Source organism: Cupriavidus sp. SS-3, from assembly GCF_035818815.1.
Classification (GTDB): Bacteria; Pseudomonadota; Gammaproteobacteria; order Burkholderiales; family Burkholderiaceae; genus Cupriavidus; species Cupriavidus taiwanensis_C.
In genome coordinates this window covers 346,950-360,448 of sequence record NZ_JAYLVT010000002.1, presented here as the reverse complement: position 1 = coordinate 360,448, position 13,499 = coordinate 346,950, and the positions used below count along the sequence as shown (strand labels likewise).

The window sequence follows — 13,499 nt, the reverse complement described above, 5'->3', positions numbered from 1 at the left end:
CATTGCGATCCCTGTATGCTACGCTGCCATCAGCATCCCGAAAAATGAATTATCAAGATGTCATGCATCTTGAATTCAGATGAATAACGCCGGAGCCTCGTCATGGACCTTGCCGCGCTCGAAATTTTCCGTGCCGTCGTCGAAGCCGGCGGCATCACCCGCGCGGCCGAGCGGCTGCACCGGGTGCAATCCAATGTCACCACCCGCATCCGCCAGCTGGAGCAGTCGCTGGGCGTCGAGCTGTTCGTGCGCGACGGGCGGCGCATGGTGCTGACCCCGTCCGGCCAGACCCTCTTCGACTACGCCTGCCGCATCCTGACCCTGACCGAAGAGGCGCGCCACGCGGTGTTGCCGGCGCGGCCGCATGGCCGGCTGCGCATTGCCTCGATGGAGAGCACCGCCGCGAGCCGCCTGCCCGGGGTGCTGGCCGCGTATCACCAGGCCTGGCCCGAGGTGCAGCTGGAACTGGTGACGCTGGCAACGCGGCAGGCGTTCGACGCGCTGGCGCGCTTCGAGGTGGACTGCGCCTTCGTCGCCGAGCCGTTGGCTGATCCGGCGCTGCGCGCGGTGCCGGTGTTCGAGGAAGAGCTGGTGGTGATCACGCGCGAGCACCACCGCCCGGTGCACAGCGCGGCCGACCTGGAGGTGCCGACGCTGCTGGCGTTCGAGCCGGGCTGCAATTACCGCGCGCGGCTCGAGACCTGGTACGGGACCGGCCCGGCGCCGACGCCGCGCGTGCTGCAGCTCAGCTCCTACCATGCCATCGTCGCCTGCGTCGCGGCCGGCATCGGCGCGGCGATCGTGCCGCGCTCGGTGCTGGGCCTGTACCGCGACCTGCCCGCCATCCGGCAGCACAGCCTGGGCGCGGCGGGCCGGGTGCGCACGCTGCTGGCGTGGCAGCCGTCGATGGCCAGCGCCGCGCTGCATGCGCTGGTCGAGGCCCTGCCCGAACTCACGCCCGCACCGCCCGGCTCGGCGGGTCCCGAACTGGCGGCGGCCTGACCCGCGGGGTTGCGTGCAAGATGTGCCCGGTGGCCTACACTTGAAGTGGCGCCACCAAGGCACCTTGCCTGCCCTGCTCCTGCCATGAACCCTGCTTCCGCGTTGCTGCGGGCCTTCCGGCTGCTGTCCAGCCTGGCGCTGGCATGCTGCGCGCTTGCCTTCGGCGGCAGCGGCGCCGCGGCGCCGCCGGCGGGCACGGCCACCGCCACCGCCACTGCGCCGGTGTACGTGATCCCGCTGAAAGGCGCGGTCAGCCCGGCCAGCGCCAGCTTTATCCTGCGCGGCATGGCGCGCGCCCGCGAAGCCGGCGCGCAACTGGTGGTGCTGGAAATGGACACGCCCGGCGGGCTGGATGCGTCGATGCGCGACATCATCCAGGCGATCCTGGCCTCGCCGGTGCCGGTGGCCAGCTATGTTTCTCCCGGCGGCGCGCGCGCGGCCAGCGCCGGCACCTACATCCTCTATGCCAGCCATATCGCAGCCATGGCGCCGGGCACCAACCTGGGCGCGGCGACGCCCGTGCAGGTCGGCATCGGCGGCCCGCAGAAGCCCGACGCCCTGCCCGGCGCCAGCCCGGCCTCGGCCCCGGCCAGCGCGCCCGCGGCGGGCGACACCATGGCGCGCAAGCAGATGCATGACGCCTCGGCCTATATCCGCGGCCTGGCGCAGCTGCGCGGTCGCAACGCCGAATGGGCCGAGCGCGCGGTGCGCGAATCGGTCAGCCTGTCGGCCGACGAAGCGCTGGCGCAGCGCGTGATCGATGTGGTCGCGGCCGACCTGCCCGCGCTGCTGCGCCAGCTCGACGGACGCAAGCTGACCACCGCCGGCGGCAAGGCCAGCACGCTGCACACGCGCAACGCCCCTTCGGTGACGCTGGAGCCGGACTGGCGCAACCGCTTCCTGGCCGTGATCACCGAGCCCAGCGTCGCGCTGCTGCTGATGATGATCGGCATCTACGCGCTGATCTTCGAGTTCTCCACGCCGGGCATGGTGGTGCCCGGCATCGTCGGCGCGATCTGCCTGCTGCTGGCGCTGTTCGCGCTGCACATGCTGCCGGTGAACTACGCCGGGCTGGCGCTGGTGGCGCTGGGCATCGGCTGCATGGTGGCGGAGCTGTTCCTGCCCACCTTCGGCGCGCTGGGCGTCGGCGGCATCATCGCCTTCGCCTTCGGCGCGGTGATGCTGATCGATACCGACGTGCCCGGCTTTGGCGTGCCGCTGCCGATGGTGGCGGCGATGTCGGCGCTGTCGGCGGTGTTCGTGTTCGGCATGTCGGCGATGCTGATGCGCTCGCGCAAGCGGCCGGTGGTCAGCGGTGCCGACACGCTGGTCGGCAGCCGCGGCGAGCTGCTCGACGACCTGCGCGAGGAAGGCTGGGCCAGCGTGCGCGGCGAGACCTGGCGCGTGCGCAGCGCCACCCCGCTGGCGCGTGGCACGCCGGTGCTGGTCACTGGACGCAGCGGCCTGCTGCTCGAAGTGATCGCCGCCGGCAGCGCGCCGGCCTCCTCTTCCCAACCGACCCCCGACAAGGGAGCCTGACCATGGCCTACGGATTCAGCTTCGGCGGTGTGATCTTCCTGCTGGCACTGCTGGTGATCACCTCGTTCCGCGTGCTGCGCGAATACGAACGCGGCGTGGTGTTCATGCTCGGGCGGTTCTGGAAGGTCAAGGGCCCGGGACTGGTGCTGCTGATCCCGGCGGTACAGCAGATGGTCCGGGTCGACCTGCGCACGGTGGTGATGGACGTGCCGCCGCAGGACGTGATCTCGCGCGACAACGTCTCGGTCAAAGTCAATGCGGTGGTGTATTTCCGCGTGGTCGATCCCGAACGCGCCATCATCCAGGTGGCGAACTTCCTCGAAGCCACCAGCCAGCTGGCGCAGACCACGCTGCGCTCGGTACTGGGCAAGCATGAGCTGGACGAGATGCTGGCCGAGCGCGAGAAGCTCAACCTCGACATCCAGCAGGCGCTGGACGCGCAGACCGACGGCTGGGGCATCAAGGTCTCGAACGTCGAGATCAAGCATGTCGACCTGAACGAGACCATGGTCCGCGCCATCGCCCGCCAGGCCGAGGCCGAACGCGAGCGGCGCGCCAAGGTGATCCATGCCGAAGGCGAACTGCAGGCCTCGGAGAAGCTGCTGGAAGCGGCGCAGATGCTGGCGCGGCAGCCGCAGGCGATGCAGCTGCGCTACATGCAGACGCTGACGCAGATCGCGGGGGACAAGAGCTCGACCATCGTGTTTCCGCTGCCGATCGATTTATTGACGACGCTGGGCGGCGGCAAGGGAACGCCGGAAAAATAAAAAGCAGGAAGGGCGCCGGGGCGCCCTTCCTGCTTTTATGACAACGTGGCCTCGACCAATTGTGTACTCCCTCTCCCGCATGCGGGAGAGGGGAGCAAACCCTTAGCCGTTCAGACCTTGCCAGCCACCCACTCGCTGACACCCGCCAGCGCCTGCGGCAGCTTGGCCGGCTCGGTGCCGCCGGCCTGGGCCATGTCGGGACGGCCGCCGCCCTTGCCGCCCACCTGCTGGGCGACAAAATTGACCAGCTCGCCGGCCTTGACCTTGCCCGTGGCATCGGCGGTGACGCCGGCGATGAGGCTGACCTTGCCGTCGGCGACCGCACCCAGCACGATGGCGGCGCTCTGCAGCTTGTCCTTGAGCTTGTCCATGGTCTCGCGCAGGGTCTTCACGTCGGCGCCGTCCAGCTGCGCGGCCAGCACCTTCAGGCCCTTCACGTCGACCGCCTGCGCCGCCAGCTCGTCGCCCTGCGACGCGGCCAGCTTGCTCTTCAGGCGCTCCAGCTCCTTTTCCAGCGCACGCACCTGCTCCTGCACCTGGCCGATGCGCGGCACCAGCTCGGACGGCTGCGCCTTCAGCACGGCGGCGGCTTCGTTCAGCCTGGCGTCCAGGCCCTGCAGGTAATGCAGCGCGTTGTCGCCGGTGATGGCTTCGACGCGGCGGATGCCGGCGGCGACGCCGCCTTCCATCACGATCTTGAACAGGCCGATATCGCCGGTGCGGTGCACGTGGGTGCCGCCGCACAGTTCCTTCGAGGTGCCGATCGACAGCACGCGCACGTCGTCGGCGTACTTCTCGCCGAACAGCGCCATCGCGCCGCTCTTGACCGCGTCGTCGAACGGCATGATCTCGGCGTGGGTGTCTTCGTTGCGCAGGATCTCGGCGTTGACGATCTCTTCGACCTGGCGGATCTGCGCGTCGGTCAGCGCGGCGTTATGCGAGAAATCGAAGCGGGTCTTGTCCGCGTCCACCAGCGAGCCCTTCTGCTGCACGTGGCTGCCCAGCACTTCGCGCAGGGCCTTGTGCATCAGGTGGGTGGCCGAGTGGTTGCGCACGGTGCGCGCGCGGCGCAGCGCGTCGACCTGCGCCGACACGGCATCGCCCACCTTGAGCGCGCCGCCCTGCAGCGTGCCCTGGTGGCCGAACACGTCGGCCTGGATCTTGGTGGTATCGGCCACGGCGAAGGTGGCATTGCCGGCCTGCAGCACGCCCTGGTCGCCGGCCTGGCCGCCGGACTCGGCGTAGAACGGGGTGTTGTCGAGCACCACCACGCCGGTCTGGCCCGGCTGCATGGATTGCACTGCGGCGCCATCCACGTACAGCGCGGTGACCCTGGCCTGCGGCAGCTCCAGCTTCTCGTAGCCGTGGAACACGGTCTTGTCGCCGGTGTACTCGAGGCCGGCGGCCATCTTGAACTTGCCGGCGGCGCGCGCCTGTTCGCGCTGGCGGTTCATGGCGGCGTCGAAGGCGGCCTCGTCCACGCCGATTTCCTGCTCGCGGCACACGTCCTGGGTCAGGTCCAGCGGGAAGCCGAAGGTGTCGTGCAGCTTGAAGGCGAGTTCGCCGTCCAGCGTCTTGCCGCCCTTGAGCTTGAGCTCGGCCAGCGCGGCGTCGAGGATGGCCATGCCGTTCTCGATGGTCTCGAAGAAGCGCTCTTCCTCGGCCTTCAGCACTTCGGTCACGCGCGACTGCGCCTCGGCCAGCTCCGGATAGGCCTGGCCCATCTGCTCGACCAGGTCCGGCACCAGCTTGTGGAAGAACGGGGTCTTCTGGCCCAGCTTGTAGCCATGGCGGATGGCGCGGCGGATGATCCGGCGCAGCACGTAGCCGCGGCCTTCGTTGCCGGGGATCACGCCATCGACGATCAGGAACGCGCACGCACGGATATGGTCGGCGATGACCTTCAGCGAGTTCTGGTTCAGGTTGTCAATATGGGTCTCGCGCGCGGCGGCCTTGATCAGCGCCTGGAACAGGTCGATCTCGTAGTTGCTGTGCACGTGTTGCAGCACCGCGGCGATGCGCTCCAGGCCCATGCCGGTGTCGACGCACGGCTTGGGCAGCGGCGTCATGTTGCCCTGCTCGTCGCGGTTGAACTGCATGAACACCAGGTTCCAGACCTCGATGTAGCGGTCGCCGTCTTCCTCGGGCGATCCCGGCGGGCCGCCCCATACGTCGGGGCCGTGGTCATAGAAGATTTCCGAGCACGGGCCGCACGGGCCGGTGTCGGCCATCTGCCAGAAGTTGTCCGAGGCATAGCGCGCGCCCTTGTTGTCGCCGATGCGCACGATGCGCTCGGCCGGCACGCCGACTTCCCTGGCCCAGATGTCGTAGGCCTCGTCGTCTTCGGCGTAGACCGTGACCCACAGCTTCTCGGCCGGCAGCTGGTAGGTCTTGGTCAGCAGTTCCCATGCGTACTGGATGGCTTCGCGCTTGAAGTAGTCGCCAAACGAGAAGTTGCCCAGCATCTCGAAGAAGGTGTGGTGGCGGGCGGTGTAGCCCACGTTCTCGAGGTCGTTGTGCTTGCCGCCGGCGCGCACCGAGCGCTGCGCCGAGGTGGCGCGGCTGTACGGGCGCTTGTCGGTGCCCAGGAACACGTCCTTGAACTGCACCATGCCGGAGTTGGTGAACAGCAGCGTCGGGTCGTTCGCCGGCACCAGGCTGGACGAGCGGACCACGGTATGGCCCTTCGATTCGAAGAACTGCAGGAACTTGCTGCGAATGTCTGAGACTTTCATGGGATGGCGGACGCTTGCCCTGGCGTGGCCGGGCGCGACGAATCAGTATGGGATTTGCAAACCGTTGATTATACGGGCAAGGCAGGCCGCCGGGCAGGTCAGCCACGGGGCCCGGGAAGCGGCCGGCTATCGCCCTGAATCCCACCGCATCGAGATACGCATAAATCACTTATGGCGGCAACGGCGGTTGGCCGGTGGTACAGTGCAGCCAGCCCGCGCCGCCCTGTTTCCGGGGCGTGCCGACCACCGCATCCCGGATCCGATCCCGCCTTACCTCTGCCTTGAATACCGCCATGGGAGCCTTGAGCCATCTCCGCGTCCTCGACCTCACCCGCGTCCTCGCCGGGCCGTGGTGCGCCCAGAACCTTGCCGACTTCGGCGCCGATGTGATCAAGATCGAGCGCCCCGGCGCCGGCGACGACACCCGCACCTGGGGCCCGCCCTGGCTCAAGGACGAAGACGGCCGCGACACCGCCGAGGCCGCCTACTACCTGGCTGCCAACCGCAACAAGCGCTCGGTCACGTGCGACATCAGCACGCCGGAAGGCCAGCAGATCGTGCGCGACCTGGCCGCGCAGAGCGACGTGGTGCTGGAGAACTACAAGGTCGGCCAGCTGAAGAAATATGGCCTGGACTACGACTCGCTGAAGCAGGTCAAGCCGGACCTGGTCTACTGCTCGGTCACCGGCTTCGGCCAGACCGGCCCGTACGCCGCGCGTCCCGGCTATGACTTCATCATCCAGGGCATGGGCGGCTTCATGAGCCTGACCGGCGAGCGCGACGATCTGCCCGGCGGCGGCCCGCAGAAGGCCGGCGTGGCGATTTCCGACCTGATGACGGGCCAGTACGCCACCATCGCGGTGCTGGCGGCACTCGCCCACCGCGACCGCACCGGCGAGGGCCAGTACATCGACATGGCGCTGCTCGACGTGCAGGTGGCCATGCTCGCCAACATGAACACGAATTACCTCGCCAGCGGCGAGGCGCCGCGCCGCTGGGGTAACGCGCATCCGAACATCGTCCCCTACCAGACCTTCCAGGCCGCCGACGGCTGGATCATCGTCGCGGTGGGCAACGACGGGCAGTTCCGCAAGTTCGTCACCGACGGCGGCAAGCCCGAGCTGGCCGACGACCCACGCTTTGCCACCAATCCGCAGCGCGTGGCCAACCGCGACGTGCTGGTGCCGATCCTGGCCGAGATGGTGCGCCCGCGCACGCGCGCCCAGTGGATCCGCGACCTGGAAGCCGCGGGCGTGCCGTGCGGCCCGATCAACACGCTCGACGACGTGTTCGAGGACGACCAGGTCAAGGCGCGCGGCCTGCGCGTGGACCTGCCCCACCCGAGCGCGGGCGAGGTCAGGCTGGTCGGCAGCCCGATCAAGATGAGCGCGACCCCGCCGCAGGCGCTGCGCCACCCGCCGCTGCTGGGCGAGCACACCGACACGGTGCTGGCCCAGACCCTGGGCTACAGCCCTGCGCAGATCGCCGCACTTCGTGCAAAAGGTGTGCTGTAAGATTCTCCTCCTGCCCGCGGCGGGCCAGCCGGCCGCGGGTGCTTTCCGGAAGTTCAGTCCCCACTGAAGTACTTTCCCCGGGCCCGCGCCTTTGCGCGCGCCCGTGCAAAGCGAAGGAGAACCCATGCTGACCGACGCCATCCTCGCCTTCCTGCATTTCCTGGCGATCTTTGTCCTGATCACGCTGATGGCCGCCGAGGCCGTGGCGCTGCGCCCGGACCTGACCCCGGCCACCGTGCGGCGCCTGTCGCTGTACGACCTGTTCTATTTCCTGTCGGCGATGCTGGCGCTGGCCACCGGCCTGCTGCGCCTGTTCTACGGCGCCAAGGGCGCGGACTTCTACCTGCACAACCCGTGGTTCCACGCCAAGATGGGGGTGTTCGTGCTGATCGCGCTGTGTTCGCTGCCGCCGACCCTCGCCATCGCGCGCTGGCGCAAGCAGGCGCGCAGGCTGCCCGATTACGTGCCGCCGCCGTCCGAGATCAAGGCGGCGCGGCGCTGGGTCATGATCGAATCGCACCTGGTGATCCTGCTGCCGCTGTGCGCCGTGATGATGGCGCGCGGCATCGGGGCCCGCTGAGAATCCCTATCCCTTTTGTCCTCCGCAACATGCTGAAGAAACTGCTCGCCGCCGCGCTGACCGCGGCCCTGGTGCCGGCCGCCGCCGTTGCCGCCACCAACGCCTACCCGACCAAGCCGGTCCGTTTCGTCGTGCCTTACCCGGCCGGCGGCCCGCTCGACACCGTGGCGCGCGCCATCGGCGACAAGCTGCGCGACAGCCTGGGCCAGCCCGTGATCGTGGAAAACAAGCCGGGCGCCGGCGGCAACCTGGGTGCGGACTACGTTGCGAAGCAGCCGGCCGACGGCTACACCATCGTCATGGGCGCGGTGGCCACGCACGCGATCAACCCGACCCTGTTCAGCAAGATGCCGTACGACCCCGTGAAAGACTTCGCGCCGATCACGCTGGTCGCCGACGTGCCCAACGTGCTGGTGATGCACCCGGGCAAGGCCGCCGAGCTGCATATCGACAACGTGCGCGACCTGGTCGCCTACGCGCGCAAGAACCCGGGCAAGCTGGACTACGCCTCGGGCGGCAACGGCAGCGCCGGCCACCTGTCGGGCGAGCTGTTCAAGAGCATGGCGAAAGTCAGCATGGTCCATATCCCCTACAACGGCGCGTCGCCCGCGCAGTTGTCGGTGCTGTCGGGCCAGACCGACCTGATCTTCGACAACCTGGCGTCGGCGTCGGCCAATATCAAGGCGGGCAAGCTCAAGGCCTTCGCCGTCACCACCGCCGGCCGCGCCGCATCCTTCCCGGACCTGCCGACCATTGCCGAGGCCGGCAAGGGACTGGGGCTGGAAGGCTTCGACATCTCGACGTGGTTTGGCGTGTTCGCGCCGGCCAACACGCCGCGCGAGATCGTGGAAAAGCTGAACCACGAGATCGTGGCGATCCTGAAGACCGACGACATGAAGGCCCGCCTGGCCCGCATCGGCGCCCAGCCGGCGCCGACCACGCCGGAGCAGTTCGCGGCGCTGATCCAGAAGGAACTGAAGAAGTATGCGCAGATCGTGAAGGTGTCTGGGGCGAAGGTCGACTGACCCCCAAACAGCGAGAGGAAGAGCGGTTCTGGTGCTCCCAAGCCGCACGAGCTAGCCTTAGCAAGAGGTGTTCTCCCTCTCCCCTCACGGGGAGAGGGGCGCAAACCGGCAGCGATTACACACCTTCGCGGCTCTCGCCCCCCTTGCGCCGCCGCACCCACAACTTCCCGCCCGAATCCCCCTCCAGCCGCGGCAGCAGCAACCCCACCTGCACGATCTGCGCACCTTCCATGCGCGTTACCGTCAGCGGCAGCCCCGCGATCACGACGCTGTCGCCCTCTACCGGTGGCGACGTGAACGCGCGCTGCATCGCGCTTTCCAGCGTCAATGGCTCCTCGTCAGCGGTCAGTTCGCGCGTGCCGTAGAGCGCGGCCACGTCGCGCAACGGCGCGTCGCCCGACAGCAGGAAATCGTGCGAGACCTGTTCCCAGGTGGGTCCCCGGCCCGGCGTCTGGAACAGCGCCGACAGCAGCGGCAACGAGACCGTCGGTCCCAGCACGCAGACTGCATCGCCGGCGCGCAATACCGTCTGGCCGGGCTCGGCCAGCGCGTCATCGCGGGCCACCGTCAGCAGCCGGCAGCGCGGCGGCAGCTCCAGCTGGTCGGCGCGCACGTTCTCGACCGGCGCGTTGGGCCCGACCTCGAACTGCATCACTTCCAGGATCGGCGCGCGCGTGCCCCGCAGGCGCGAGCGCGCCAGCGGCTCGGGGTAGCCGGGGCGCAGCACGCGTGCCAGCCGCGCCGCCACCGCCACGGTGGTGCCCTGGAACAGCAGGCTGGCCAGCACCACCGCGAAGGCAATGCGGAACAGCAGGCCCGACTGCGGCACCTCGCGCAGCAGCGGGAACAGCGCCAGCACGATCGGCACCGCGCCGCGCAGGCCCATCCAGGCGATAAAGCCGGTCTCGCGCGCGTTGAAACGGAACGGCAGCAGCGCCAGCCATACCGCCACCGGCCGCGCCACCAGCATCAGGAAGGCCGCCACCGCCACCGCGGGGCCGGCGACTTCCCAGATCCGGTGCGGCGCCACCAGCAGGCCCAGCAGCAGGAACATGGCGGACTGCGCCAGCCACGCCATGCCGTCCATGGCGCGCATGGTGTCGGCGGTGACGGCGCGCTCGCGGTTGCCGATCAGCATTCCGGTCAGGTACACCGCCAGGAAGCCGCTGCCGCCGGCGCTCTGCACGATGGCAAAGACCATCGCGCCGCCCGAGCACAGCAGGATCGACTGCAGCCCTTCAGCCACGCGCGTGCGCTCCAGCACATTGGCCAGGCAATAACCAAGCCCGAGCCCCAGCACGCCGCCCACGCCGAACTGCACCAGCAGGCGCAGCACCAGCCCCAGCGGCGTCAGGCCCTCGGGCGCGGTCAGCCATTCGATCAGCGTCAGCGTCAGGAAGATCGCCATCGGGTCGTTGATGCCGGACTCGATCTCCAGCACGCTCGCGACCCGGTCCTTGAGCCGGATGCCGCTGCTGTTGAGCGTCGAGAACACCGCGGCGGCGTCGGTCGAGCCGACGATGGCCCCCAGCAGCAGCCCCAGCCGCCAGTCGATGCCCAGCAGCCAGGCGGCGAATATCCCCACCAGCGCGGCGGTCACCAGCACCCCGACCGTGGCCAGCGACAGAGACGGCTTGAGCGCGACGCGAAAGGTGGCGAAGCGGGTGCGCAGCCCGCCGTCGAGCAGGATGATGGCCAGCGCCAGGTTGCCGACCAGGAAGCTGAGCCACGTATCGGAGAAACGGATGCCGCCGGGGCCGTCCACGCCGGCCAGCATGCCCACGGCCAGAAACACCAGCAGGACCGGCACGCCAAAGCGCGCCGAGAACGCGCCCAGCACGATGCCCAGCGACATCACGACGGCGCCGAGCAGGATGACATGGTCGATGCTTTCCAAAACGCTCCTTGTGTTGCCTGGGGATTCGCCTGCGGAAGCTTTCAGGACCTTTCAGAACCTTTCAGAACCTTTCAGAACCCTGCCGGCACGGTGGGCCGCCATGGCGCGCAAGACCGTTCCGGATGATAGCGCAGCGGCCGGGGCCGCAACCCGCCAGGCCGCCTGCAGCCTGGCGCAGCGGCACTTTTAAGCGGGCTCTCACTAGGGGATACCCGAACCATGACCCCATTTGCAGACATCTGAAAGGTAGCTGAAAGGTCGCCCCCTTACCTTCCACCCTGCCCGTCGGAAGGCCTCCGGAATTCGCTGCATTGATGCAATGCAACAAAACCAGCAAAGAGGCCCGCCGCAGATTTCAAGCAGTCTTATCGAGGAGATTCACTTTGCGCATACGTAGCCAAAAGGACTTTGCCTCCGGCCTGATGTTCATCCTGGTCGGATTCGGCTTTTCCTGGGTCGCGCGCGGTTATTCCATGGGAACCGCCGCAAAAATGGGACCGGGATACTTCCCGTTCTGGCTCGGCATCGTGCTCGCCCTGCTGGGCGTGCTGGTGCTGTTCGGCTCGCTGTCGTCCAAGTCGGAAGAAGACAGCCTGGCCCGCTGGGACATCAAGACGCTGTTGTGGATCCTCGGTTCGGTGGTGCTGTTCGGCCTGCTGCTGAAGCCGCTGGGCATGGTGCTGTCGGTGCTGGTGCTGGTGCTGGTGTCGTCGATGGCCAGCCACGAGTTCAGCTGGAAGGGTGCCATCCTGAACGCGGTCATCCTGGTGCTGATCAGCCTGGGCGCGTTCGTGTACGGCATCAACCTGCAGATGCCGGTGTGGCCGGCTTTCCTGGCAAGCTAAGGAGGCCGCCAACATGGAACTACTCACCAACCTGGGTCTGGGCTTCTCCACCGCCCTGACCTTCCAGAACCTCGCGTACGCCTTCCTCGGCTGCGTGCTGGGCACCCTGATCGGCGTGCTGCCGGGCCTGGGGCCGCTGGCCACCATCGCCATGCTGCTGCCGGTGACCTACACGCTGCCGCCGGTGGCCGCGCTGATCATGCTGGCCGGCATCTACTACGGCGCCCAGTACGGCGGTTCGACCACCGCCATCCTGGTGAACCTGCCCGGTGAATCGTCGTCGGTGGTGACCACCATCGATGGCTACCAGATGGCCAGGCGAGGGCGAGCGGGGGTGGCGCTGGCGACCGCGGGCCTGGGCTCCTTCTTCGCCGGCTGCGTCGCCACCATGATCCTGGCCGCGTTTGCCGCGCCGCTGTCGGAACTGGCGTTCAAGTTCGGCCCGGCCGAGTACTTCTCGCTGATGGTGCTGGGCCTGATCGGCGCCGTGGTGCTGGCCTCGGGTTCGCTGGTCAAGGCCATCGCCATGATCGTGCTGGGCCTGCTGCTGGGCCTGGTCGGTACCGACGTCAACTCGGGCGCCGCGCGCTTCTCGTTCGACGTGCCGGAACTGACCGACGGCCTGAACTTCGTCTCGGTGGCAATGGGTATCTTCGGCTTTGCTGAAATCATCGCCAACCTGGAGCAGAAGGAACACCGCGAGACCTTCACCGACCACATCACCAACCTGTTCCCGACCAAGGACGACTTCAAGCGCATGATCCCGGCCGTGCTGCGCGGCACGGCGCTGGGCTCGGCGCTGGGCATCCTGCCGGGCGGCGGCGCCTCGCTGGCCTCGTTCGCGGCGTACTCGCTGGAGAAGAAGACCTCCAAGTATCCGCAGGAATTCGGCAAGGGCGCGATCGAAGGCGTGGCGGGTCCGGAATCGGCCAACAACGCCGCTTCGCAGACCTCGTTCATCCCGCTGCTGACGCTGGGCATTCCGCCCAACGCGGTGATGGCGCTGATGGTGGGGGCTATGACCATCCACAACATCCAGCCCGGCCCGCAGGTGATGACCAGCAACCCGGCGCTGTTCTGGGGCCTGATCGCCTCGATGTGGATCGGCAACCTGATGCTGATCGTGCTGAACCTGCCGCTGATCGGCATCTGGGTGAAGCTGCTGAAGGTGCCCTACCGCTATCTGTACCCGGCCATCCTGACCTTCTGCTGCATCGGCGTGTACTCGGTCCAGAACACCACCTTCGACGTGTTCCAGACCGCTGCCTTCGGCGTGATCGGCTACCTGTTCATCAAGCTGCGCTGCGAACCCGCTCCGCTGCTGCTCGGCTTCGTGCTGGGGCCGATGATGGAAGAGAACTTCCGCCGCTCGCTGCTGCTGTCGCGTGGTGACTTCAGCGTGTTCGTGACGCGCCCGCTGTCGCTGGGCCTGCTGATCGCCGCCGCGGTGCTGGTCGTGATCGTGGCGCTGCCGTCGATCAAGGCCAAGCGCGAAGAAGCGTTCCAGGAAGAATAAGCAGGGAACATCGCCGGCCTGGCGCCGGCGGCAACAAAGCTGAAGGGCACCGCAAGGTGCCCTTTTTTTCGTCCACCGT

Annotated in this window: 10 protein-coding genes; 8 read left to right on the top strand and 2 right to left on the bottom strand. The window is 68.0% G+C overall.

Annotated elements, in window-relative coordinates; all coding sequences use genetic code 11:
- Nucleotides 1–102: 102 nt before the first annotated feature.
- The 3 genes from U9J39_RS05035 to U9J39_RS05025 all read left to right on the top strand — a co-directional run bounded on the left by U9J39_RS05035 (nt 103) and on the right by U9J39_RS05025 (nt 3,308).
- Nucleotides 103–1,002 carry a LysR substrate-binding domain-containing protein gene (locus U9J39_RS05035; RefSeq protein ID WP_115680771.1) on the top strand — a complete coding sequence of 300 codons (900 nt, stop codon included), beginning with the start codon at nt 103–105 and terminating at the stop codon, nt 1,000–1,002.
- Between the two features lie 84 nt (nt 1,003–1,086).
- Entirely contained in the window at nt 1,087–2,541 is a 1,455-nt protein-coding gene (locus U9J39_RS05030; RefSeq protein ID WP_326346648.1) for an NfeD family protein, read from the top strand.
- 2 nt (nt 2,542–2,543) lie between these two features.
- Nucleotides 2,544–3,308: a slipin family protein gene (locus U9J39_RS05025; RefSeq protein ID WP_115710353.1), complete on the top strand. Its 765-nt coding sequence runs from the start codon at nt 2,544–2,546 to the stop codon at nt 3,306–3,308.
- A 110-nt stretch (nt 3,309–3,418) separates the two neighbouring features.
- Here U9J39_RS05025 and alaS read toward each other — a convergent pair whose 3' ends face one another.
- The gene (gene alaS / locus U9J39_RS05020) at nt 3,419–6,043 is read right to left on the bottom strand and encodes an alanine--tRNA ligase (RefSeq protein WP_115710355.1); all 2,625 of its coding nucleotides are present in this window, start codon (nt 6,041–6,043) and stop codon (nt 3,419–3,421) included.
- A 293-nt stretch (nt 6,044–6,336) separates the two neighbouring features.
- On the opposite strand from alaS, the gene U9J39_RS05015 reads away from it, so the two are divergent.
- The 3 genes from U9J39_RS05015 (at nt 6,337) to U9J39_RS05005 (ending at nt 9,162) form a co-directional block, all read left to right on the top strand.
- On the top strand, nt 6,337–7,557 hold the full coding sequence (locus tag U9J39_RS05015; RefSeq protein ID WP_326346647.1) for a CaiB/BaiF CoA transferase family protein: 1,221 nt from the start codon (nt 6,337–6,339) through the stop codon (nt 7,555–7,557).
- A 124-nt stretch (nt 7,558–7,681) separates the two neighbouring features.
- Nucleotides 7,682–8,137: a DUF2214 family protein gene (locus U9J39_RS05010; protein WP_115680776.1), complete on the top strand. Its 456-nt coding sequence runs from the start codon at nt 7,682–7,684 to the stop codon at nt 8,135–8,137.
- Between the two features lie 29 nt (nt 8,138–8,166).
- Nucleotides 8,167–9,162: a tripartite tricarboxylate transporter substrate binding protein gene (locus U9J39_RS05005; RefSeq protein WP_115680777.1), complete on the top strand. Its 996-nt coding sequence runs from the start codon at nt 8,167–8,169 to the stop codon at nt 9,160–9,162.
- Between the two features lie 115 nt (nt 9,163–9,277).
- On the opposite strand, the gene U9J39_RS05000 is transcribed toward U9J39_RS05005, so the two are convergent.
- Nucleotides 9,278–11,059 carry a potassium/proton antiporter gene (locus U9J39_RS05000; RefSeq protein WP_116312893.1) on the bottom strand — a complete coding sequence of 594 codons (1,782 nt, stop codon included), beginning with the start codon at nt 11,057–11,059 and terminating at the stop codon, nt 9,278–9,280.
- Nucleotides 11,060–11,442: 383 nt separating this feature from the next.
- On the opposite strand from U9J39_RS05000, the gene U9J39_RS04995 reads away from it, so the two are divergent.
- Together U9J39_RS04995 and U9J39_RS04990 are read left to right on the top strand one after the other, a co-directional pair.
- Nucleotides 11,443–11,904: a tripartite tricarboxylate transporter TctB family protein gene (locus tag U9J39_RS04995; protein WP_115710360.1), complete on the top strand. Its 462-nt coding sequence runs from the start codon at nt 11,443–11,445 to the stop codon at nt 11,902–11,904.
- Nucleotides 11,905–11,917: 13 nt separating this feature from the next.
- On the top strand, nt 11,918–13,420 hold the full coding sequence (locus U9J39_RS04990) for a tripartite tricarboxylate transporter permease (protein ID WP_115680780.1): 1,503 nt from the start codon (nt 11,918–11,920) through the stop codon (nt 13,418–13,420).
- Nucleotides 13,421–13,499: the final 79 nt, after the last annotated feature.

Coding starts and splice junctions, on each gene's coding strand:
- U9J39_RS05030 (WP_326346648.1), top strand. CDS start 1,087: ATGAACCCTGCTTCCGCGTTGCTGCGGGCCTTCCGGCTGCTGTCCAGC.
- U9J39_RS05015 (WP_326346647.1), top strand. CDS start 6,337: ATGGGAGCCTTGAGCCATCTCCGCGTCCTCGACCTCACCCGCGTCCTC.
- U9J39_RS05010 (WP_115680776.1), top strand. CDS start 7,682: ATGCTGACCGACGCCATCCTCGCCTTCCTGCATTTCCTGGCGATCTTT.
- U9J39_RS04990 (WP_115680780.1), top strand. CDS start 11,918: ATGGAACTACTCACCAACCTGGGTCTGGGCTTCTCCACCGCCCTGACC.
- U9J39_RS05005 (WP_115680777.1), top strand. CDS start 8,167: ATGCTGAAGAAACTGCTCGCCGCCGCGCTGACCGCGGCCCTGGTGCCG.
- U9J39_RS05035 (WP_115680771.1), top strand. CDS start 103: ATGGACCTTGCCGCGCTCGAAATTTTCCGTGCCGTCGTCGAAGCCGGC.
- U9J39_RS05025 (WP_115710353.1), top strand. CDS start 2,544: ATGGCCTACGGATTCAGCTTCGGCGGTGTGATCTTCCTGCTGGCACTG.
- alaS (WP_115710355.1), bottom strand. CDS start 6,043: ATGAAAGTCTCAGACATTCGCAGCAAGTTCCTGCAGTTCTTCGAATCG.